This is a genomic window from Thermococcus sp. MAR1, assembly GCF_012027305.1.
GTDB lineage: Archaea > Methanobacteriota_B > Thermococci > Thermococcales > Thermococcaceae > Thermococcus.
This window is the reverse complement of record NZ_SNUF01000001.1, coordinates 217658-240503: the sequence shown is the minus strand read 5'-3', so window position 1 is coordinate 240503 and position 22846 is coordinate 217658. Positions and strand designations below refer to the sequence as shown.

The following is a 22846-nucleotide window of genomic DNA, read 5'->3' as shown; positions in this document are numbered from 1 at the left end:
GAAAGGAAGTATAAAAACCTAAGGCTCCATCGCCCGGTAGATTCCTCCCTCCTCCCTAGCTTCGAAGATTTTCCCGCCTTCCTTCGTCTTCAGTTCGACGATCACGGCTGATGGCCTTTTCTCAACTTCCTCCTCAACCTTCCGAGTGCTGAGGACCTGAATGAATGCATCCCCAAGGCGCTCGAACTCGAAAACAAGGACATCATCTTCCCAGCGATAACTGCGGTAAGAAACGCCGCCCATTCTGAAGGTAACCTCAAGAACTATTCTCATCAACATTCCTCCCTTTTTATTTTCAAGAACCTTATCCATAATCCTTTAAAAAGTCATCTCTAGAATTTTGTCAAATTGATGAAGGATAATTCAAAAATTATTTATAGAAAAATTGCATAGTATAGCAAGGTAAAATTATCGCCTCTGGGGAAGTTTCTACTTGTTTTGTTAAGTTCCTCAGAGAAACAAAACTTCTTCAATAATCTAAAAAGGTCTGAGAGGGGAATGAGATGAGATTGGAAAAGGTTGTTTCCCTTCTCATTCTTCTATTATTGATTATTTCAGCCTTGGGAATCCCAAGATATGCCCGCGCTGGTGCTGTGCCCGTTGTGAGAAACCTAAACACGGGAGAACTCTTCTCTAAGATACAAGAGGCCATAGATGATCCGGATACAAAAGCCGGGCATGTGCTCCTTCTGGATCCTGGATACTACAGGGAAAGTGTCAATGTGACAAAGCCCTTAGTGATAAGCTCCGCCTCAGGTAACCCAGAGGATGTCGTTGTAGAAACTCCTGAACCGGGGATGCCCGTTTTCAGGATTAGAAGCGACGGGGTGGTCATTAAAGCGCTAACAATAACCGGGGTCAAGAAAGAGGGCATTTATGCTGTGGTCATAGAGAAGGGCACCTCAGGATGCAAGATATTGGGAAACAGAATTGTCTCCGACTATGGGGGAGTCTATATTGGAGAGAAGGGAACTGGGCATGAAGTTTCCCTTAATCACTTTGAGAGCGTTGCTATTCCGGTGATGATTTACAGGGCATCGAATGTCAGAGTTTTGTTCAACGAGATGAATGGTCCGGAAAGGGGAGTGTTTTTGAACTCTGCATCCAGGAACATTGTTTCCAACAACACAATTATATCACCAATATACACAGGCATCCTGCTGAAAGACGCCTCAAACTTCAATGTACTTCCCAATAACACACTGAAGGATGGAAGAGAAATTGGCATTGCAATCCAGTCAAGCGATGGAAATGTACTCGAGGACAGCGTTATCTCTGAAAACGGAAGGGGAATTATGATTATAGGTTCGAGCTCGAACAACACTGTAAAGGACAACATCATCACGGATAATGGTGTTGGTATATACATTGCAGACACATCCGGAAATCTCATCTACAATAACTACCTCTCTAACGTCCAGAACGCTATCGATCTTGGTAAAAATTACTGGAACACAACCAAAAAGAGTGGAAGAAACATAGTTGGAGGGTATTACATAGGGGGCAACTACTGGAGCGACTATTACGGCAAAGACACCGATGGAGATGGTATCGGAAATACAGATGTGCCTCACACGTCCAGAGGAAACCTGAAGAATGGAGACTGGCTTCCCTTGGTTCTTCCAAAGCCTGCCAGCGGTCCTGATTTAAGGGTAACTGACATCTGGAGAGAGGGTAGCCGAGTGTACTTCCAGGTAATAAACTCCGGAGACGAGGCATCAGGGAAGTTCAGAGTGGCTCTGATGATAAACGGCGAGCCCGTGAAGGAAACGTCCTTTGAGAGGCTAAAACCTGGAGAGAGAGAAGAGAGCAGCTTTGAACTTTCGGAATGTCTATGGCTGACGTTTACGATAGGGATATGGGCCGATTCAGGAGACGATATTAGGGAGATCCAAGAGAACAACAACATCAGAGAGGAAGAATGGAAGTGCGACGAGGAGGCACCGAGAATATTGAGCGTAGAGGTGGAGGACGTTGGAGAGGATTACGCGGATATTAGAGTAACTACAAACGAACCAGTAAAGGTGGAGCTCAGGTATGGGAGAAACAGCCTAAGCTTAGAGGGTATGGTAAGGGTCAGTACTCCATCAGCGGAGCATCTTATCAGAGTGGAAGGACTCACCCCTTCGGCTCTATATCGCTACGTGGTCACAGTCACGGACGAAAGCGGCAACACAGCAATAAGTGCAGAGATGTTCTTTGAGACGAAATCTGTTCCAGACGGACAGAAGCCTGATGTTGGAGACGTTCTGGTTATAGGCTCGGGCAACTACTATGAAATTAGAGTTCCGGTTAATGATGAGAGTGGCATCTCACGGGTAGAGTTTTACTTGGACGGGAAACTGATTGGAATTGACTACGGCCCCGAAAACTTGGCGGTTGCCTCTTTTAACCCAAGGACACTGGGGATGAGCGGTCCGTCCTTCTTCCGAGACCACGAGATAACGGTAAAGGTCTGTGACATGACCGGTGTCTGTGAAATCGGTGGCGAACTGTGGAGACCGGAGTATGAGGTTCACAGTGCAGAGGTTAGGATAACCTCGCCCCCGGACCGTTACTCACTAAAGGCTGGGCGGGATGGAGTGCCTTCAGGAACCACATTAGATATAGAGGTGTACGCCGCCGAGTACGAGCTCGCGATAAGGGACTGTCCGGGCTCAGAGCTGGGACAGTTGGCGTGCATGAACAACCCCTCAGAGCTTATCCCTCACGCCATCGGAGAGGTCACCCTTTACATCTGGGGCCCCGGGGACTACAATGTTTCCGAGACATTTAGGCCAAGAACTGACGATGACCTAAGCTTCTCCTACAGCTGGGACATGAGCGGCCTGCCCGTTGGCTTATACCTGATAGCTGCAGTGGCAAATTCAACCGATGGATGTGTCCACTATTCGAGGGCGGTAACAGTAGAAGTGCAGGAGATGGAAGAGGACTACTCTCTCGACATAAGAACAGTGCGCCATGGAAATTACTTCAACGTTACCCTCAGGGTTCATAACACAGGGGATGTTCCAATCGATCTGAAACGGATAACACAACGCCTCAAAGGATTCCAGCCCGTTGAGAGCGACGGCAGTAATTACAACATGGAATCACTTTTTGACTCTGAAACGGAAGTAGCCACGGTTTACTTAGACTTTGATTCGGTAACACTCCAACCCGAAGAACGTCTTGAGGTGAGCTATCTTGCGGTTCCTGTCATGTATCCCCATCCAATATATGTGTGTATGGGATGCGGAGGAATAACCGTCGAGACCGAGTCCAGCATGAAAAGGTTCTACAGGGGATATTATGCCACGGTTCTTGAGAACGGAGTCTGGAGAGTTGAGGATATAGCAGAGGCACGGAGAAACGCAATTAGGGAGAGTGACTACCTGATAGTTACTGACCCCTCAAACCTATACGTCCTGAACAACGAAGAAAGCGTTCACAACCTGCTATCAGCAATGGCGGAGCTCGCGGTGTACAGGAATGGCATCATTGGATACGTGGATTTCAGCGGATCGATAAGGATGAGAGACCGAAATCCCCGTCTCGTTTCCACAGGAGACACCAATGGGGATGGAAGTAGGGAAGTTGTGGCCTACTATGCCAAGATAGTTAGGGACGGTAGTCCTTTCAACATTACGTACGGAATGAGGACTTATGAGCCCATCCAGAAGTTCGGACCCTCACTACTAAATATCGGGCCGGCAAAGAGTATGGCGCTCGTGGATTTCGATAAAGATGGCAAGGATGAAGTCATTTTAGTCTTTGAAAACAGGACGGTAGCCATCTATGGAAGGAATACGATTACAGATAAAAGAGGGAATCCACGGGAGGAGTACGTAAAGGAGTTCGAGCTCTCTGGCATACCGCCTGTAGAAAAATGTCTCGACTGCGGTTTTCCATATGCGGGCGTTCTGGAGGAGTACGACTATCCAGTGTGCCTGTATCCCACGAATGGTGGCATTATGGAATTTGGCTACAACCCGGTTTCAGGTGAAATGGGGTGGACCATACATCCCCTACCCATTCCGAGAGACAGCATTCTCTTTATGGGCGAGGCTTATCCTGGAGAACCAGAAGAGGTAATAATCCTAAGGCCAAACGGCACGCTGGAGTTCTACGAGCTCACTGTAGGAGGGGAAATTAACCTTCTCGGGAGCGTCCAGACATCCTACCAGCAGGGAGACGATGTCGACTGGGGAGATGTGGATGGGGACGGCATCGGGGAGCTGGTGGTCTTCAAGAAAGGCACCGGCACCGTGGAATTGTACGACACCAATGGGCTTAGAGAGACTCACCTATTTTTCTATTCCGGCAAAGCAATGCTTGAAGACATCATAGGGGGTTCTGAAGATGAGGTTGTAGTGACCAACGGCGAGAACTTTGAGTTCCTCACCTGGAATGAGCTCAAGGAAGGTAGCGTTTTCTCAACAACGCTGATAAAGCGCTGGGGCCAGATGATGAAGCCCGGCTGGCTCTCTAAAGGATATCTCCTCATAGTTGGAGAGACAGAAATAGTCCCTGCCCAACAGATGAGCTTTGATCCCCTGTGGCTGGAGGGAGGAGATGTCATGCATGTCAGAGTGACAGACCTCCCGTACGCAAACACTGAAGGTGATGTCCTTGATCCAGAGCTCATGGTTGGAAGGATAGTTGGGGACACAGCGAGTGACCTTGAGATAGCTATAAGGAATGCTATAAGACACTTGAGGGGAGAATGTTCCTTTGACCGCTCCCACGCACTTATACTTTCCGGATGGTCTGAGTGCAGAGGTGGAGGCTGTGCTGACCAAGATTTTGGAGAACGCAGCAGGTCGGTCAAGAGAGCCCTGGAGAGGCAGGGTACGGCGGTGACCCTTATCTACACCACAGACTACCCGGACGTGAAAGAGGGGGACAGAATAGTTGTGAACGGCAGAAGACTAGCAGTTGAGGCGTTCTTTAACAACACCCCCGAAAAGGACATAATCCACTTTGAGGGCCACGGGAATACCAATGTTATCGATGATATATACGCGAGCGATGTGAGCAGCAGGAGGAATCCCTTTGGAAACACATGCCCCCTCGTCTATGCCGAATCCTGTCTGACAGGGGATTACACGAAGGGAAAGAGCATGGCGGAAGCCTTCTTGCAGGCGGGGGCTGTAGTATATCTCGGGTCGACAGAAAGCACGTACTCCGCCCCATGGACGGCAAGGGCAAAGAGGCTCTACAACCGCTGGGAATCAGGAATGTCCATTGGGGAGGCGCTCAGGAAGCTCAAGAGAGACATGGGGATAGGTATGGCCTGGGAGCTCGAGGACGATATGGATATGCTGTGGGTCATCTCCATGCACCTCTACGGCGATCCTAAGCTCGGTCTTGGGATTGGCACGCCCTCGGGGGAGCCGGAAGGAACCCCGCAAAGTCTCGAACTGGATACTCCAACTTACAGCATTCAAAAAACCGACGAGGGTTCTCTTATAGAACTCGAAGACGGAGGCGTTCTTCTCTTGCCGGGACAATCTCCCATTCCGTACTACACATACAGTATCCGGATTCCGAAGGGTACGCGCGTCCAAAACGTCGAACTCACAGAAAGGGAAGTTCTGGAGACTATGGACATAGAAATGGCCCCATTCAGGGTAGGGAAACTAGGTGAAGAAAAGGAGAACTGGACTGTGGTCAACTTCACCTTCATACCCTACCAGTGGCGGGTTATCGAGAACTTCGACGGAAGCAGCACACTCTTCATAAGGATCTTCCCGGTGGAATACAACAACCTCACGAAGAAGGCAGTCGTTTATGGACGCCATAAGTTCAGCATAAGTTACGTGAAAACAAGCGTCGAAATATCGAGGGCGAGGCTCGATAAAAGTGGTTATCATATTGGAGAACGGGTCAGGGTAGCGGGGATAGTAACCAGCGAAGGAGAAAAGGCTGACGTTGTTCTGACAGCTGTCCTCAGGAATGGAGCCAACGGAAAAGCTGTTAGAGGACTCAAGCCCATCCTCCTTAATGACCTCACTGGAGTAGGACGATTCTCATTTGAGTTTTCAACGGAAAACCTGAGAGCAGGGAACTACTACGTTGAACTTCTTGCTAATGATATGGATGGCAACCTGCTCGACAGAAAGCTCCTGCACTTCCAGCTTGGCATCAGACACGTGGAGAATGTTCTGACCGTCCCAGAAACTCCCACTCCCGGGAAGGAATTTACCGCAGTTTTGAGGGTCATCAACACTGGAGACCTGCCCGTAAAGGGTGAAGTTCATCTAACATCAGGAGGAAAAGAAATAATCAAGAACGTAACTCTCAATCCAAAGGAAGACGTCACAATTGAGGGAACTTTTCATGCTGGAAAATCTGGGGCGGAGGTTAAAGGTTATGTCCTCTACGATGGAAAAATGAGCAAGCCCGCTGTGCTGAGGTTCTCCTTTGCTTCACCACCGAAGGCAAGATTTGCACATTCCCCTGAAAATCCAAATGTAGGCACGGAAGTTAGGTTCATGGATATGTCCTCAGATTCCGACGGGGAAATAGTCTCATGGGAGTGGGACTTCGGAGACGGGTACATATCAAGGAAAAGAAATCCAACCCACAAATATCAGAACGCAGGGACCTACATCGTCCGGCTCAAAGTTGTTGACTCGGACGGACTGAGCTCGGAAACTAAGATGATGATTACGGTGAAAGCCAAAGAACCCGAATCTGAGGAGAAACCCACCTTTACATCCCCATCTGAAACAACGACCAGCAGCCCAGAGGAAACTGAGAAGATCCCAACAGGAGCTCCTGAAGAAGGAAAGATATGTGGAACTGGAATGCTGTTGCTTATTCTCCTCGCATGCCTGGGCCTGAGAGGAAAGGGGTAGCATCACCCCGCTTTTTTCAATTTTAGCACCTGCTTTGCAAACTCCTCCAAAACCTCCTTGCGCATGCCCTCGAAGAACTTTATCGAGCCAGCGTAGCTGTGGCCGCCGCCCTCTATGCCGGCGCTCGGCAGGGCCTCCTGGAGCTTCGGGATTATCTCGTTGAGGTCGAAGCCGTAAGCTGCCATGCCGTCGGCGGCTCTCACAACTGCGAAGTCCGGGCCGTAAGCTAAAGTCAGTATCGGCGCGTCCTCGCCGTACTTCTCCTTGAAGTGGTCGTGTATCAGGCCGGAGAGCTTGCCGGGGCTTGGATAGGAGAACTTCGGGGCAAAGAGCTCGATGTCTATCGTGTTGAACCTTATGCCGTTGGGCAGGACTACGCTCTTGACGTGGGGCAGTGAGGCCTTTAGAGCCTTCTCCTGCTTCTCCTTTACCTCTGGATATATCGCATTGATGAGCTCCCTGTGTCTCTGGAGGTTGCCGGTGAGGAGAAGTATTTCGTCTATTACGCCGTGACCATCCATGAACTTCCAGTAGAAGGCCTCGTGGTCTATCACCTCGGCTATCTTCTTGAGATCCTCCTCGTTGAGGCCCTTCGCTTTCTTCGCTATCTCAAGGTACCTGTAGAACTCCGGGGCCTTGCTTCTGTCGCCCGTTCCGGCTATGGCCGGCAGGTGCTTTATCCTGTCCTCAACCTCAGGGTTGATGAAGCGCGCCACCTCCGTTGCCAGCATTCCCGCGGTTAGCTCGTAGTAGCCGCGCTTTATATGGTGGGGATTGACGTGGACGTCAACGTAGTCGTCCACCTTTGCCCTGTCCTCGCTCACCCATTCACGCGGGTCATGGTGGTCTATCACGACTATGGGCACGCCGTAGGCCCTTATACGCCTGTACGCCGGAATATCCTCGCTCGTTCCGCCGTTGTCAACTATGACCAAAAGTGGAAGAGGGTCGCCAAACTTCTCGTGATCCTCGACCATGAAGATAATGTCCTTGAGCACATCCTCCAGCTCGTAGAAGGGCGCCCTGCTCGGCCTTCTCTTGAAGAGCTTCCATCTGGCCCCCGAATCCGGAGAGACTTCCTCGATGAGCGGGACTATCGCGTACTCAAGCGCCAGACCGGAGGTATAGCCGTCGGCATCTGCGTGGTGCCTCAGGAGGATGGGCCTGCCCTCGTATATCGCCCTGCGTATCATGAATGCCGCCTTCATTATCTTGGGCTTGAGCTTCTCCAAAACCTCGCTCTCCACCAGGAAGCCGACGTCCTGTGGCTGGGCGCGCCTGTCAAGCTCCTCCTCTATACGCCTCTTCACCTCCGCCGCCTCGGGCCCCCACAGCCTGGCCATGTCGCTGACCTCAATCTGTATCTCGCCCGAGTGGAAGGCGACCTTGCCTATTACCTCGACGACGTCACCCACGTTGATATTGGGATATGCCCTGACGCCGGGGGCCTCAAAGGCGGCGGCCCACGTTATTCCGGTTCCATCCGTTATCGTGAAGACCGTTGGACCGCCGGTCACCTGTATCTGGGTCACCTTACCGCGAAGCCTGACCGTCTGACCGGCCATATCCTTGCTCAGCTCGCCGATGAGCGTCACCGGGAGCTCCTTCCGGACGGTTACGGTCTTGTAGTGTTTGAGTGCCGACTCGATGAAGTCCACCTCGCCCTTGTCGGGCCTGACGTCGAGAACCTGGACGAGGATTTCTTCGCCTGGCTTGTACTCCCTGCCGCCGAGGAGATCCTTCCTGCGTATCAACCCTCTAACGTGCGGGTTGAGTCTGACGAAGACGCCGAAGCGCTCCACTCGGTCTATGATCCCCTTGTAGATGTTCCCAACTTCTATGTCCTCGACGTCGCAGGTCTTGTCGAGAACGTAGACGACCTTGTACTTGCGCATACAGTCCGGACAGACCCAGGTGGTCTCCATACCCGGTTCCCAGGGTTCTTTCACCTTGCCGCAGATGTCACAGGCCAGAACGCGGCCGGTCCCACCGCAGGTCGGGCAGGTATCGTAAACCGGCACTACACCCTTGCCGTGGCACTCCGGACAGGGTATCTCGTCAACCTCATCCTCGACTCCTATGTAATCGAGGTTTCTGTACCCTTTGAGCTTGTCTCCTATCTTGAAGTCGGCAGGAACGTAGCCCCAGCCCTCACAAACGGGGCACTCCTTCTCGCCAACCTTAACCTTCCCGGTTCCGTGGCACTCGGGACAGTCCTTAACCACCATGAGCATCACCCTAGAAATCTCTCGTCTGAGAGACCTAGGCCTGCTCCGGCTTATAACCTTTTGTCTCCGCCTTACCGAAGAAGCCCCAGAAGGCCACCATGGAGAGGCCATACAGGAGGGCAGTTATCAGGAACGGCCAGGTGAGGGAGAAATCAAAGAGCCTGCCGCCCAGGTACTGTCCCACCCCAAATGTAGCCGTCCATGAGAGGTTGTTGAGGGCCATGACCGTTGAGCGCTCCTCTTTCTTGAAAAAGCCTACCATAAAGGAGTTCCAGATGGGATTGACTATGTTCATCAGAACCGTCCTGACGGTGTAAATCACCGCGGCTATGGGGAAGGTTGGGGAGAGAGGCATCGCCGCTATAAGGACACTGGCACTCCCGTTGAAGGATACTATGGTCTTAACACTGCCGAACCTGTCGGCTATCATAGGGAGCAGGAAGGTCCCCAGGCCCATGATGAACTGCTGAAAGGCGAACAGCCATCCGATGCTCTCCAGACCGGTTCCAAAGCGCTGGCTGAACCAGAGCCCCATGTAGGGTATCGTCACCCCCGCGCCCAGGCCGATGAGTGCACTGGGGAGAGCAAAGCGCCCTATGCGGACGAGGAGGGTTTTGCTGAGCTTGAGCCTCTTCTCAGTCTCAGCCAGAACGGACCTGACGAACAGCACTAATGCAAACCTTATGGGGATTATCACAAGAACCAAAGCGAAAACTTCTCTGTACGAAAGATATCGAGGCATGAAACCAGCCAGGATCAGACCAACGGCTGAACCAATCGTTCCCATTGCTGAAGAGAGGCTAAAGAGGTAGTGCCTTTTTTCATCACTCACCTCGCCGCTCAGCAGTGCCATATATGATGGCCCCTCAAAGGCCATCCCCGTTCCCACAAGAACGCTACCGAGCGTCAGAAGGGCTATAGTGGGGTATGCCACCTGGATCAGTCTCCCGAGAAACATCAGGGAAACGCCCATGAGAACCGCCCTTTTGTAGCCCATTTTCGTACCGAGGGGACCGGAAAACAACAGAACTGCAGCCTGAGCCATTGTTGACACGGAGAAGACTATCCCTATGTCGGTGTAGCTGAAGCCGAGGGATTTCAGGTAAAACGGGAGGATGAACCACGCAATGTTGCCCCCAAGCCAGGAGATGAAAGAGTAACCCACGAGCAGCCATGCGTCCTTACTGAATCCCCTGTAGTTCTGCAACGACATGAACGTTCAGACCGCTGTCGAGTATATAAACTTACCCCTCACACAACCGAAAAGTTTATTAAAAAAACGGGCAATTACTCAGCGTTTAAATCAAAAATACAGCTTATTCCTGGCTCAAATTTAAGAGCGTAAAATCGGGAAAACGAGATAAAATAAGGCATGGATTTTCTTTTCACAGGCTCTTCATGAACTTCTCCACTGCGAGCCTTGTCTCGGCGTACGTCTTTCCTGCGAGGATGATAACCTTGTAGTTCCCGTTGTTCGGATTGGGGAGCTCCTTTATAATGTAGCCCTTCTGGTTAATCTCGTCCTTGATCGCGTTGACCGTGTCCTTGCCATAGGCCTGCTCCAGCAGTTCCCACGCTTTATTGCTGACCCAGCCGCCGACGATGATGACGTTCTTGTCAGCTGGGAAGTCCTTGAGCTGAGTGTCCTCGACTATGAAGTCGTAGACGTCATCGGTGGCCTCGATCTTTGGCGCGGTTATGGAGACTTTCTTTGTAACAGAGGCAACGCGGACGAAGCGGTAGCCCTCCACACCGGCTATCTCACCGTCGTTGTTCTTTGTGAAGGTCGGTGTTATCTCCAGGCCCCAGTCGGTGGGCAGTTTTAAGGAGGAGCCCTCGCCGATGAAAACCCTCTTGAAGCCCGCACTCTCGTTGACGTGGAGGTAGAGTATGTAAAGGTTGTTGTCAGGATCAATATCCCAGACCCACTGGCCATTGTATACATCCCCGTCCTGGTACTGTCTGACCTTCTCATAGTACCAGTAGTCATAGATGACACTCTTTGTGCCGCCCACACCTATAAAGAAGCTGGTTGGTGTAAAGACAAATAGATTCCTAACACCACTTTCGAGAAGTTCGTTTATCCTGCTCTCGGGATAGGTGCTGAATGGCTCAAAGTCCTCGTTTCCTTCAGCATCGACGTACATCAGGTAGTAATAGTCCTTTTCCATGGTCTTTTGCTTTAGAAGGCCGCTTGGATATGTAAGGTCGATGAGCATCTCTTCCTGGTTAACGTTTATGTCCACGAACTTTATGCTCCACTCTCCAACACTAAGGGTATCCCCGAGGGAACTCGAAATCCCCGTCATCTCCAAGTATGAATAAAAGTACATCGTGTCCTTCCCATCAACCGTTGTTGAGATGACCTTGTAATCCCCGCCGATGTTGAGTGGGGTGGTGTTCTCGTTGAAGATTATCTCCACGCTCCTGTCTGTAAACTCGGCGGCTTTTTTAGTGGAGTTAAACCCGATCCTCGAGAAGTCTACTTGGATGACTATGCCATGCCCCACCGGCTCGTCGCTGACGTTAACACCGACGTCGGGCATGTCGGTGGGGTTGAGCTTGTAGGTCTGGTTTTCATCGGGAATGAGCACGCTGTGGTACTCAACCGGCACGGAAACAGTTTTCGTGTACGTACCCTGAGAAACCCCCTGGAGAACCAGGAATGCACCGAGCCTCGAACCCGTTATGGCATCCTCACCTATGTGAAGCGGCACGCCGTTAACTATCTTAGTTGTTGGAAGGACTATCACTGTGTTCGAGGAATTGATGCCAGTAACCGCTGCGTTAATCGGCGTAAGGAGCAGGCCCAGAACCACCAGGCCCATAAACAGAACCAAAGCCCTTTTCATCGTCTATCACCGATTTAAAGTGCATCTCAACCTTTATAACCTTTCCCCGAAAGTTACTTCTGCGATGATGAGTGAATCCAATGCTGACCGGATGATGAACCCCGAACCTGAGCACCGGGTTGAAAACGAAAGGCGAACCGGGATGGAAGAGAAGCTGAAAGAGATATACGAGAGTATAGAAGAGCTGCGGAAAGAGAGCAGGGCCAGGAAAACCCCCGACAAACTCGGCTGGGATGACATAGCCCAGGAAATCATTGGAGCGGTCACCTTCGCCCTTCCATTTCTCTTCACGGAGGAGCTGTGGGAGATAGCCAAGGACATCTCAGTTGAACGTTCAATCGCGGTACTCCTCATGACGTTAGGGGTTGCGTACCTGTTCATAACCAAATCCAGGATAGGGAACCTAAAGAGGGAGGAGCTCTTCCATATCCCGAAGAGACTCCTGACAGTAACTGCTATAGCCTACCTAATATCGGCCGTTCTGATATACGTGTACGGAATCAACAGCCTGGCCGACTTCACACCCGGCCAGTACGTCAACGCGACCATACTTATAAGCACGTTCGCGGTGATAGGTGCCATAACCGTTGACATGGTGAAGTGAATGAAGCTCATAACTGGAAACCGCTTCGAGGCCTTCGCCGACGAGAAGGCCATCCTATTTCCCGAATACAGGAAAAACCGAGATGAACTCATCGATTTCGTGGATTCCCTAAGGGGGGAGGAGACCGTCGTTACGGCGAGCCTTGAGCTTATCGACTTGATAACCTGGAAGTTCAGGCGGGGCGAGGAGAACGTCCTGATATATTCCGACACGGGGAAGAGCCTCACCCTCAAGGAGACCTATGAGCTGAGGAAGTACCTCGACTTCGATGTGAGGGGGAACTTTTCAGGGGAAGAAGCAAGGACAAGCGTCCTCTTCGTCGAGGGGAAAACCGACGCCAAATTCTTCAAGGCAGTCTTCAAGAAGCTCTTTGAGTTCAAGGAGAGTAGGAAGGCACCTTACAGCCTGAGGTTTATAGAGAGGGTCTTTGAGCGCGACAACTTCGACCTGCTGAAGCGGGAGGATGGCTATTACCTAGCAATAATTCCGAGCGAAGGAAACTCCGGCGTCATAAGGAACCTCGGGAACTTCATTAAAGCCATGGATGTATTCGACTTCACCGTTGAGAGGATCGGAGTGGCTATCGACGTCGATGAGGGCAGAGAGATTGCTCTGGCCTCGATAGCCGGAAAGCTCTCGGGTTTTAAACACAGGAGAACATCCGTTGGCTACATCGTGGGGAAAACCGAGGTGGTTCCTCTGATAATCGGCCTGCCCTTCGAGGACGAGACAATAGAGTGGAAGAAGCCCACGGTTGAAGACCTCATGCTCCACCTCATAACGAGGGAGGGACTTCTTGAGAGGATAAAGCCGGGACTTAAAGCCCTGAACGAAAGCCTTGGGAGAAAGCTCAAGCCCAAGGAGGTTATGTACTTAGCCTTGAGTGCCTACGGCCACTGGGGCAATCTGGAGGGCTTCTACGAGCTCTTCGTCATGCGTTCCAGGTTCAGGAATCTAAAAACGGTTCTCAGGGAGGCGGGCCTCATGAAGGGCCTCATTTATCTCGCGGGCAGGGAGAATGACCGTTGAGTTTTTATCCTCCGAAGGGAATCCAAACCGGTGATGAGCATGAAGCTCGTTTCATTCGACGTCTGGAACACGCTGTTGGACATCAACGTCATGCTGGATTCTATGGCCGTTGAGCTCTCCAAGCTGATGGGAGCGTGCATAATAGACGTCGTCGAGGGAATGATGCTCACCCGTGAGAGGATAAAGCGAATACGCGCGAAAACCGCAGGAAATCCGGCCAGGGCACTCGAAGAGAGCCAGGAGATGCTGGCGGAACTTTTGGGGATAGATGTGGAACTCGTCAAGAGGGCTGGAGCGAGGGCCCTTCTGAGAGTCGATGAGGGGATAGTCCTCCCCGGGGCAAAGGAAGCCCTTGAAGGCGTTAAGAGAAAGGGCCTGAAGGTCACCCTCACAGGAAACGTGATGTTCTGGCCCGGCTCCTACACGAGGCTTTTGCTCGAAAGGTTCGGGCTTACAGACTACATTGACAAAACCTTCTTCGCCGACGAGGTCTTAGCTTACAAGCCGATGCCGGAGATGTTCGAGAAGCTGCTCAGGGTTTTCAATGTTTCTCCGGACGAGGCAATCCACATAGGCGATACCTATGCGGAGGACTTCGAGGGTGCTTTAAGGGCCGGTCTCTGGGCGGTCTGGATAAACCCCGAAGCCGAGGAAATAAGGAAGATCCACGAGAGGGGCTTTGAGGTGCCAAACGTTGAGGGGATTTTAGAGGTGCTGGAGATGATAGAAGCGGGAAGTATTTAAGGTTGGTAGGAAAAGTATGATTGGTGAGATCATGAGCGAGGTAGTTGAAAGGTTGGAGCGCATTGAGCGACTACTTGTAACGCTAAACGCCAAGATAGACAACTTTCTTGGCTATGAAGATCTGACGGAAAAAGAAAGAGACGAACTCAAAAAAATGCGCGAGGAAGTCAAGGGAGGAGAGTTCGTTCGCTTTGAGGAGCTTTTTGAGGAGTGAAATATGTACGAGGTAGTCTTTACCAAGAAAGCCGCCAAGCAGGTAAGGTCATTACAACCTGCCCATAAAAGAAAGCTGAAGGAGATAATCCTCCGGTTGTCTGAAAACCCTTTCTCATACCCCTATAAGAAGATTCGAGGAGAAGAGCATACCTACAGAATCCGGGTGGGTTCGTTCAGAATTCTTTACGAGGTCGACGATGAGAACTTCAGGGTCACAATCTTCAAGATTGAGAGAAGGGAGCGAGCCTACCGTTAGCTCCGATGGGTTTGGCTACATACTCGGGGTTTCCACTATTCCGCACAAAGGAGCATCTTCATTGCGATGAAGCACCACCGAAAACCCAATTAACCTATAGGCTCATTCCTTAAACGATGGGTATGAGCGAGGCGATTCAGAACGTTAACTCAATTCTCCAAAGGATCAATGAGATGGAGAATGAGCTGGAGAGGTTGAAGATTGAAGTCCTGAAGATGAAGGCCGAAAGCCTTCCGGTGGAAGAGGTTGACGAAGAAACCCTGAAGGAGCTCGAAAAGAGGTTCGAGGAGTATAAGAGCGGGAAAGCTGGGGTAGTTAGTGGGGATGATGCCATTAAGATACTCTCGGAGATGCTGGAAGATTAACGCTTATATGCCATCTCTTGGCTCTATTTCGGCTAGATAAATAACCTTATTCTCCCAATCAACCCCATAAAGGACCCTGTAATCTCCAAGTCTCAACGCGTAGGCCGGAAAACCCTTTATGGTCATGTCTTTAACTTTCCTCACGTCGAAACCCGACGGAACGGGGAATCGGGATCCACCTTTAGAGCCTCAATAAATTTATCAACCTTTTGCGGTGAGCCGGTTTTAGCCACCTCTTAGCCTCTCTAAAAACCCTCTTATCAACATCAACCCTGAACACATCTCCCACCTGCTACTATTCTATGACAACTTGAGTTTAAATAAATTGAGTCTCTAAACCAGAAAACAGGTGCTCTCAAGCTTAACGGTCTTCCATCGAAAACCCACAACACCGGGAAAGCTTTTTTAGGATTTGTGAGAGTATAGAAAAGGGTGATACCAGTCTTCACCCCTCCGCAAGGCGATGGACTTGGCAAGGGCGTGGCGAAGTCCGTGATGCAGGCGGCGCTCGGTGCAGAGGATCCCTGTGATGGCGTCGGTGCAGAGAACGGGGGATTCGAGACGAAAGAATACGACTGTAACTACACGATCGGTCAGAAACTCGTCTACTACGCCAAGAAGGGAGGGCCGGCAGGACCGAGGGACTATGATTTCATGATAGAGTTTGATGGTGGAGAGCCGAGGGTGTGGGTGGAGGATGCGGAGAAGGCGAGCTGTGATGTGGTGAACCTGCCGGAAGAGAGTCTATACACGTCCTACAACCTGCACCTGATAATCAACGGGAATGACTGCAAGAAGAGCTATGGGATAGCAGAGAAGACGGAGCTGAGCAGGGCGTTAGAGGGCCCCAGGTTACTCAGCACAGGCGGCGCGTGGGCATCAGCATGTATCGCCACATATATTGGATGTGCATACCTTACTGGGGGTATCGGTGGAGGTCTTGGTGATGCGGGAAAGGGTGTGTTCAGCTGTGTGCTGGGCCCGTCACTATCAATAGGGCTCGCGTATCTTACTAAAGACAAATTGATTGAGCCAGAATACGCGGCAGCAGGTGCTGGGCTACTCGGACTTACCGCAGGATACTATGGGTACCGATCATATAAATACTGGCAAGCTGTTAGATTCGCGGCTAAAAGCGGAGAAGGCATTGCCCAGGAGTTTGCAGCTGCTGTGCCGTGGTTTGAAAAAGCAGACAAATTTAGATGGGATACTCTTACATCAGTAGCACGTGGCTTAGACACGGGTACACGAACGGTGGGCGAACTAGTCCACAGCTGCGTAAGCGGATCGCCGCAATCCTGTGAAAGTGAAGCGGTATTGAAGTATTCGGAGAATTTACGAAACAGGCTCAGCAATCTGGCAAAGGTTGCGCGGGCTGCGGGGGACGACGAGCTGGCAGACCAGTTAGATGACGTTGCAAAGGTGCTTGACAGCGCGATCAGTTCACAAAAACCAGACAAGATAATGGATGCTCTTACAAAGGCGGAAAATCTCCTGAAAAACAGCGCCCAGCAGATAAAGAACCTTCCAGAGGCCCTGAAAAACAAAATAAGCAGACTTAAGAAGTCGTCGATCTGCGCTCCGCTGGCAAATGCAGTCGGTGCCGTATCCGGGTCCTTATATGTAATGGCACAGGTTGCGCACCCGCAGACATTGGACGTGAAGGTATATAGTCGCCCTGCAGTAGTAATAAATACGGGAAAGGGATTGATATGGGATAATCACGCGCCTGCGAGAAACACGTATGTGGAGGCGAAGTAGATGTTCTTTCGGAAAAAGAAGGAAAAACCCAAGCGAGATGTGTATGAAGATCTTTCAAGGAAGTGGGGTTTACCGAAGGAGGCCGTAAAAAAAATCGGATACGTTTACGCAAGTGCTGGAATGGGCCTGATAAAAATACTAAAGAGTGTAGATCCAGAGCACACGGAGAAGTACGCCTGGAATGCCCTGGACGTGGAGGATAGAGGAGATTATATATATAAGGAGCATCAAGAACTCCCATTACTTCAAAAAGGGGCTAGATGAAAACCCTCCGCATGGCGTCCACTACCCCATAGTTCACGGATTTCTGACCTTAGCAATCGCTAGGAAGCTTGGGAACACGAACCACACAATCGGGCATGGTGTTGCAGAAGCACTGAGCATGTGGCTCACCCGAGGGGGATATCCCGACATCAAGAAAAACCCAGATAAATTCGTTGACTTGTTGGCAAAAATTCTACAGGACAGAGGTATGTACGTTGATGATAATGTAAAGAAAACTATCAGAGAAGCACTAGAAAAGTCAATAAAGATAGCTGACAAACTCATTCCAGATGTATCAAGCGTTAGACACCTCGACGCAACATCTCGAGCAATTGCCAATGATGCTGAAGATCCTTTCCAGATTCTCCGAAACGCAGGCATCGACATAGAGCCAGAACTTGAAGAGTTCCGGCAGTTCCTGGCGGGGATCAGCGGGAAGAAGATAGAACCGAAGAAACCAAAATTCCCCGAAACGAAAAAGGCCGTCGAGGAGGAACTGAGAAAGGCAGGAATACCTGAGGAGAAGGTGAAGGTCGTTGCTCCTCGGCTGGCGACGGCGGTGTGGTTAGATAAGTGGTTTGAGAACGCTGTAAAGTCCTACACGTACAAGAAGCTCGGTGGGGTTCCGCTGGACGAGATCAAGAACCTGAGGAACATGATACTGGCGAAGAAGCATCTCTTAGAGAACGCAGCGAAGGTCATGGAGGAACACTGGACGAGGAACAACCACGTGAAGATTGGGGAAAGGCACGTGGAGGGGAAGATGCTGCCGCTGGTGAGGGAGCATACTCCAGAGATGTTCGAGGACCTGGAGAACATCAGGAAGGCGGTGAAGGAAGGGAAGATGAGCGTGGAAGAGGCACTTCTGAGGCTCCACGCCGAGCTCTTTGTTATATCCAAGGCACTTGAGTCCATCGGGGAGCTCACAGGGACCCCCGAATACTTAGCCCCGAACCCCCGCCCCCTCGGAGTGAGCGACAGGTACGTGGTCACGCTCGATAAGGTGAGAAAAATCCACGAAAAGCTCAGAGGAACACTGAGAATTTACCTCCGGTGATTCACCCCTTTTTCACCTTCAGCCACGCGCCAAGTCCAACCTGCCTTGTCTTCTGATACCTGAGCTCCTCCTTCTTGTAGCCAAAAGCTCTTAGAATCCTCTCCACAGCCGGCAGAACCTGGTTCTCTATGTAGTATTCCGCGTCGTATTTGTGCTTCGTCGGATCGAACTCGTCGAAGGGAATCGCCCTGTCGCCTATCCGCCCGGAGCCCTTGAGGACGATGTAGCTTATCACCGTGCCGGGGCGTATCTTTATTCCCCGCTTTGCCAGGCGCTTCGCTATGGCCACGTGCGGGCCTGTGGCCTTGTAGTCCTTCAGCTCTCTGGTTATCTGCTCGTGGATGACCAGCTTCTCCGGCGGAACCTCGTATTTGCTCAGCTTTTCCGTTACTTCCTTGACTATCCTCACCGCCTCCTCAACATCACCGTGCCTGAGAATAGCCTCCAGAACCCTTGCCTGGGTCTCCTTCGCTATCTCGCTCCAGTCGCGCCTGACTATTTCAAGCCCGCGCGTGGTTATCTTGCCCTCCTCGTCTATGACGGCGTACTTCTTCTTGGTAACGAAGAACCCCCTGAGATAGAAGCCTTCGTATTCGAGTTCGAGAAGTCCCGGGAGTTTGGGATTGATGTACTTCAAGAACTCCATTGCCTTTTTCTTGACCGTCTCGGCGTCTGCTCCGGGAATAGTGGCGTGGAGACCATCGGTGTCGGCATAGAGGACTTTAAATCCGAATTTTTCCTCAAGCTCTCTGATCACCATCTCGATGTACTCCCTGCCCCACGCCGTAACGCTCTCGGCGCACTCCCTGCAGTACCATCTCGCCCTGGCGTAGCCGTAGTAGCCGTAGTAGCTGTTGTGGGCGTAGAGGAGCCCAAAGCCGGCCAGGAAGTTCTCATCACCTTCAACGCTCAGGTCGTAGACGTGGCCATCGTAGTGTTCCTTCTTAACATCAACAACTCTGTCAAGAACTATGTCCCCATCGAGAAGCCACTCTATTCTCTCGGCCCTTTCTTCGTCAAGCTTCCCGCTCTCAACGAGCTCCCTGAACTTTTCATGGCTCATGTTTTTCTGGAAGGCCTTTCCGAAGGTTTCTTTGAGTATTTCCTTGGGTATGACGTGGGAGTAGTAGACGTTCTTTTTCTTCCGGTATTCTGTGAACGGGAGCTCTTCGTTCACGTAGACCCTGTAGACCCCACTATCGTGGCGGAGCTTAACTGCCGAAACGCCCAGCGAGTTGAGGAGCAGGACGAGGCCGTTTGCCAAAAGCTCGCTCTTCGTTGAGAGCCGAACCCTCTTGCCCGGATGAACGTCACCGTCGCCGATGAAGTATCCCTCAAGGAAGGCCCAGCGCACATTCTCCGGCGATGTGAAAATAACCTCTGGAACCTTCTTATTTTCAGCCAGCACCCCGCAGAGTCCCTCGAAGATGATGTAAGCCATCTTCCTCGGGATTTCAACGTAGTTCTTTCCACGCCTTGCGCTTCCAAAGAGCTCTCTTGCGAGGCGCTCCATATCGTTGAGAACGCTCTCCTCCTCGTTGTAAAGCTTTACCGTGTAGCTCCAGCCCTCAGTATGGTTTTTCCACTTTCTCGCGTTCCCCTCGCTCACGTAGTAGCCAAGGAGCCTCGCAAAGTTCTCGTCAACCGCTATGAACGGTTTCATCTTGAATCCGTTTCTGGTTCCAATCAGCCACTCCCTAAGTTCCTCCCCGGGCATCATGTGGATAACGTCGCGGATGGCGTTGAAATTAACTATGTATTCCCTCCTGTTGCCGTTGTAGCGAACCGTTTGGACGAGCTTTTCATACAGTTTCTTGTAACTTTCGAGTCCCTCTCCATCAATGACCTCGTAGCCGATTTTCCTGAGCTTTACGTAGCCGAGCCTTTCAAGGTGCTCCAAGTAGCGTCTGGCGGTCCTTAACCTTTTCTCTTCCCCAAAAATCCAGCGGAGGGTTCTCAGCATCCCCTTGAAGAAGTTCTTTCTGCCTTTCACCGGAATCGTCATGACGATGTCCTTTGTTTCCTCTTCCGGGAGTTCAAGGAGCAGTTCAACGATGTTGAGCCTTTCTTTCCTTTCTGGGAGGTTTACTATCTTCGGCACCGCCAGGAGATCCCCGGGTTTGACTTCACCACCTGTTACCTCCACGAGTTCGCCGTTCCGGTACGCGAAGAGGCTGTGGCCTCTCGTTACCCGTATCCTCCTCCCAGAGCTAAGGACTATCTCGTAAACGTCCCCGGAATAGCTGTGTCTGATTACGGCCTCCACAGGCATCGTGTGCGCTTTCTTGGACTTCCTGTCGAAGGACAGGGCTTTGATACCCTCAACTTCGAGAACTTCCGTGTCACTCTCCCTCCTCACCAACTCCGAATTAGTCTCCATAAGTGAATCAACAAACTCCCCTATGCGGACCAGTTTGATTTTACCGTTTTCGAGTATTGGAACCCACTCCTCTGGAAGCAGGCTGTTCGCCAGGATCTTGATAGCTTTTTGCCTGTAATCGAGGAGCTTCTTCTCTATTGGGTCTATCGTGGCCTTCATCTTCCTCTTTATCTTCTGCCTCTCGTCGAGAAGGGAACCCAAAAGGCTCGGGATGAACCCCGGGACGTCTTTACAGAACTTGTGGCCTACCTGGGGGGCCCTGTCGTACTCTTTACAGCCCTCACGGTTGACCGTGTCGGGCGAGACGTTGTGGGTGATGATGATCGAAGGGTAAAGACTACGAAAGTCCAAGTACACAATATTGTCCCATAATCCCCGTTCTGGTTCTTTAACGTATCCCCCAGCGTAGCCCCCGCGCCGCCTCGCCAGTTCTCTCTCGTCGGGCTTGTTTGGGGCGAGCTCGTTTCTCTCGTAGGCCTTCCGCAGGAGAAACCACTCCACGAGGTTGCCGGTGCTTGAGCGCGATACGTCCCAGAGGCTCTGGCCTATCAAACGGGAGAGCTGAGCCTCCATCGGGAAGAACTCCCTGCCGAGTTCAAAAGTAACTTTAGCGTCCTCCATTGAGTATCTCGCCACCCTTTCAAGCCCCTCGCCGGTCTCCCAGGCTAAGGCTATCTCCTCTGCATAAACCTTCTCCTTCGGCTTTCCAAAGACTGCCTCGTAAACCGCCTCAAGGGTGTAGGTTGGAAGGTTTATCGTCCTCCTTATGACTGGGTAGAGGTCGAAGTGAATCCTTCCCTTAACCTCCACGGCGAAGCGGTCACCCATGCGCTGTATCTTTGGCTCACTCCCGTCTCTTCCGAGGGTGAACTTTATTCCGAGCTTCTCACACCGCCTCTTGAGGTAGGCGAAGTCGAAGTTGTCGCCGTTGTAGGTTATGAGAACGTCCGGATCCTTCTCCTTCACGACCTTGAGGAAGCGCTTTATCATCTCTTTCTCGGTGGAGACGACGTCAACGTAGGGCAGGTCGATCTTCTTCCACGTTATGACCCTCGCCCCGTCCTCGTCGGCGTAGCTTATCATGAGGATCGGCCCGGTTCCGAACTCCTCGCCCTCGTGGTAGAGCGTCTCGATGTCGAAGGACATCATCTTGAGCTCCTCGTCACCCTCCATAGGGACGAGGTTCTTGTCGATGAGGTAGCGCTTGGCGAAGGGTATGTCGTACTCGTAGATGTCCACAACCGCTGGGTGGGCTCTTATCTCGTCCCTAATGGCTGGAACGTCCTGGGGGTGGGTGAAGTAGAGAATCCAGACCTCTATTGGCCTGCCGAGGAACTTCTTCTTAACTTTCTCGGCGCGCTTGACCTTGACAACTTTTCCGTGGCGCTCGGCGGTTATCTTCTTGATGTCCTCTATGGCAGAATCGTCCCTCAGGAGCGCGTAGATGTACGGCTCGAACTCGCGGTCGTATTCAATCTTGAACTCGCCGTTCTCCTTCTTGAATATCCTTACGACGGGTTTTCCGTCCTCGGTGATGTAGTCGGCATCGAGGATCATGACCAACACCTGTGGGATTATCGAATCCAGAACTAATAAACTTCGCCATGCTTAAATAAAGAATAGCAGCGGAAAGGGACAATCATGGATTTTCAACCTTCTGGATAAGGGCGCTGCACTTCTCCTGAAGCTCAACGTTGGCCTTCAAAAGCTCCTCGCTGGGATAGTTGCCGTTCCTCCGCCACTCCGTTGCAAAGTCGTGGATCAGGCTTAATCCCTCACGGACGGCAGAGATGTTGGCGGTTCCATTGAGAAAAGCAGTTCTTGACGCGTTTAGAAACTCCATACATCCCCCCGTGTCGGCCATCTTAAAAACCGACTCATTGAAGGTGTCCAGTCTGAGATAGCTCTCAGCCTCAAGAAGGTGGTTGAGGAGCCTCAGAAAGTCCCGTTCAAGCTCAACCGTGGAAATATTAAAGGCCGGGATGGAATTCGAGTCGAGTGCCTCAAGCGCATTCTTGGAGTGGAACTGGAGATCAACCATCGTGGAAAAAGTCACGGTGTGGAGCCAGCCCCTCTCACAGTCCATCTGCCCCTCAATCAGGGCGTTCAGACGCTCTTTCTGGACGTAGAGATGAAAGGCCGAGAATGCAATCACCAGCAGCAAAACAATAGCTATCATGTTTCCCCATTTCATAAAATCCCCTTACAAAACCCCACTTCCAAAGGTAATAAGTGTTTCGGTGGCCAG

Annotated in this window: 17 protein-coding genes; 10 read left to right on the top strand and 7 right to left on the bottom strand. The window is 51.3% G+C overall.

Going from position 1 to position 22846, the window contains the following annotated elements:
• Positions 1-18: 18 nt before the first annotated feature.
• The gene (locus E3E25_RS01315) at positions 19-273 is read right to left on the bottom strand and encodes a hypothetical protein (RefSeq protein ID WP_167891529.1); all 255 of its coding nucleotides are present in this window, start codon (positions 271-273) and stop codon (positions 19-21) included.
• 230 nt (positions 274-503) lie between these two features.
• Between E3E25_RS01315 and E3E25_RS01310 the strand changes: the two genes are divergently transcribed.
• On the top strand, positions 504-6842 hold the full coding sequence (locus E3E25_RS01310; RefSeq protein ID WP_167891528.1) for a NosD domain-containing protein: 6339 nt from the start codon (positions 504-506) through the stop codon (positions 6840-6842).
• A gap of 2 nt (positions 6843-6844) precedes the next feature.
• Here the strand turns inward: E3E25_RS01310 and E3E25_RS01305 are convergent, their stop codons facing one another.
• The 3 genes from E3E25_RS01305 to E3E25_RS01295 form a co-directional block, all read right to left on the bottom strand.
• The gene (locus tag E3E25_RS01305; protein ID WP_167892571.1) at positions 6845-9070 is read right to left on the bottom strand and encodes a DHH family phosphoesterase; all 2226 of its coding nucleotides are present in this window, start codon (positions 9068-9070) and stop codon (positions 6845-6847) included.
• A 34-nt stretch (positions 9071-9104) separates the two neighbouring features.
• Positions 9105-10283, bottom strand: coding sequence for an MFS transporter (locus tag E3E25_RS01300; RefSeq protein WP_167891527.1), 1179 nt, complete (start codon positions 10281-10283; stop codon positions 9105-9107).
• A gap of 172 nt (positions 10284-10455) precedes the next feature.
• The gene (locus tag E3E25_RS01295) at positions 10456-11922 is read right to left on the bottom strand and encodes an S-layer protein (RefSeq protein WP_167891526.1); all 1467 of its coding nucleotides are present in this window, start codon (positions 11920-11922) and stop codon (positions 10456-10458) included.
• A gap of 64 nt (positions 11923-11986) precedes the next feature.
• On the opposite strand from E3E25_RS01295, the gene E3E25_RS01290 reads away from it, so the two are divergent.
• The 6 genes from E3E25_RS01290 to E3E25_RS01265 all read left to right on the top strand — a co-directional run bounded on the left by E3E25_RS01290 (position 11987) and on the right by E3E25_RS01265 (position 15136).
• Entirely contained in the window at positions 11987-12526 is a 540-nt protein-coding gene (locus tag E3E25_RS01290; protein ID WP_167891525.1) for a DUF2391 family protein, read from the top strand.
• Positions 12527-13555 carry a DUF3226 domain-containing protein gene (locus tag E3E25_RS01285; RefSeq protein ID WP_167891524.1) on the top strand — a complete coding sequence of 343 codons (1029 nt, stop codon included), beginning with the start codon at positions 12527-12529 and terminating at the stop codon, positions 13553-13555.
• A gap of 39 nt (positions 13556-13594) precedes the next feature.
• The gene (locus E3E25_RS01280) at positions 13595-14299 is read left to right on the top strand and encodes an HAD family hydrolase (RefSeq protein ID WP_167892570.1); all 705 of its coding nucleotides are present in this window, start codon (positions 13595-13597) and stop codon (positions 14297-14299) included.
• Between the two features lie 31 nt (positions 14300-14330).
• The gene (locus tag E3E25_RS01275; protein ID WP_167891523.1) at positions 14331-14513 is read left to right on the top strand and encodes a hypothetical protein; all 183 of its coding nucleotides are present in this window, start codon (positions 14331-14333) and stop codon (positions 14511-14513) included.
• 3 nt (positions 14514-14516) lie between these two features.
• Positions 14517-14771 (top strand): type II toxin-antitoxin system RelE/ParE family toxin, encoded by a 255-nt coding sequence (locus tag E3E25_RS01270; protein ID WP_167891522.1) that lies wholly within the window; start codon positions 14517-14519, stop codon positions 14769-14771.
• A gap of 116 nt (positions 14772-14887) precedes the next feature.
• Positions 14888-15136 (top strand): addiction module protein, encoded by a 249-nt coding sequence (locus E3E25_RS01265; RefSeq protein WP_206204597.1) that lies wholly within the window; start codon positions 14888-14890, stop codon positions 15134-15136.
• Between the two features lie 3 nt (positions 15137-15139).
• Here E3E25_RS01265 and E3E25_RS01260 read toward each other — a convergent pair whose 3' ends face one another.
• A complete protein-coding gene (locus tag E3E25_RS01260) occupies positions 15140-15280 on the bottom strand; it encodes a type II toxin-antitoxin system RelE/ParE family toxin (protein WP_167891521.1) in 141 nt (46 codons plus the stop codon).
• 288 nt (positions 15281-15568) lie between these two features.
• Here E3E25_RS01260 and E3E25_RS01255 point away from each other — a divergent pair, with 288 nt between their 5' ends.
• Genes E3E25_RS01255 through E3E25_RS01245 form a run of 3 tightly spaced genes read left to right on the top strand, consistent with a single transcriptional unit; the run spans position 15569 to position 18218 of the window.
• Complete coding sequence (locus E3E25_RS01255; protein ID WP_167891520.1) at positions 15569-16897, top strand: hypothetical protein; 1329 nt, start codon at positions 15569-15571, stop codon at positions 16895-16897.
• Positions 16898-17161, top strand: a complete 264-nt coding sequence (locus E3E25_RS01250; RefSeq protein WP_167891519.1) for a hypothetical protein — start codon at positions 16898-16900, stop codon at positions 17159-17161. It begins immediately after the preceding gene.
• Positions 17079-18218: a hypothetical protein gene (locus E3E25_RS01245; RefSeq protein ID WP_167891518.1), complete on the top strand. Its 1140-nt coding sequence runs from the start codon at positions 17079-17081 to the stop codon at positions 18216-18218. Before E3E25_RS01250 ends, E3E25_RS01245 begins: the two co-directional genes overlap by 83 nt.
• Position 18219: 1 nt before the next feature.
• Here E3E25_RS01245 and E3E25_RS01240 read toward each other — a convergent pair whose 3' ends face one another.
• Positions 18220-22155 carry a DNA polymerase domain-containing protein gene (locus E3E25_RS01240; RefSeq protein ID WP_167892568.1) on the bottom strand — a complete coding sequence of 1312 codons (3936 nt, stop codon included), beginning with the start codon at positions 22153-22155 and terminating at the stop codon, positions 18220-18222.
• A gap of 82 nt (positions 22156-22237) precedes the next feature.
• On the bottom strand, positions 22238-22792 hold the full coding sequence (locus E3E25_RS01235) for a hypothetical protein (RefSeq protein ID WP_167891517.1): 555 nt from the start codon (positions 22790-22792) through the stop codon (positions 22238-22240).
• Between the last annotated feature and the right edge of the window lie 54 nt (positions 22793-22846).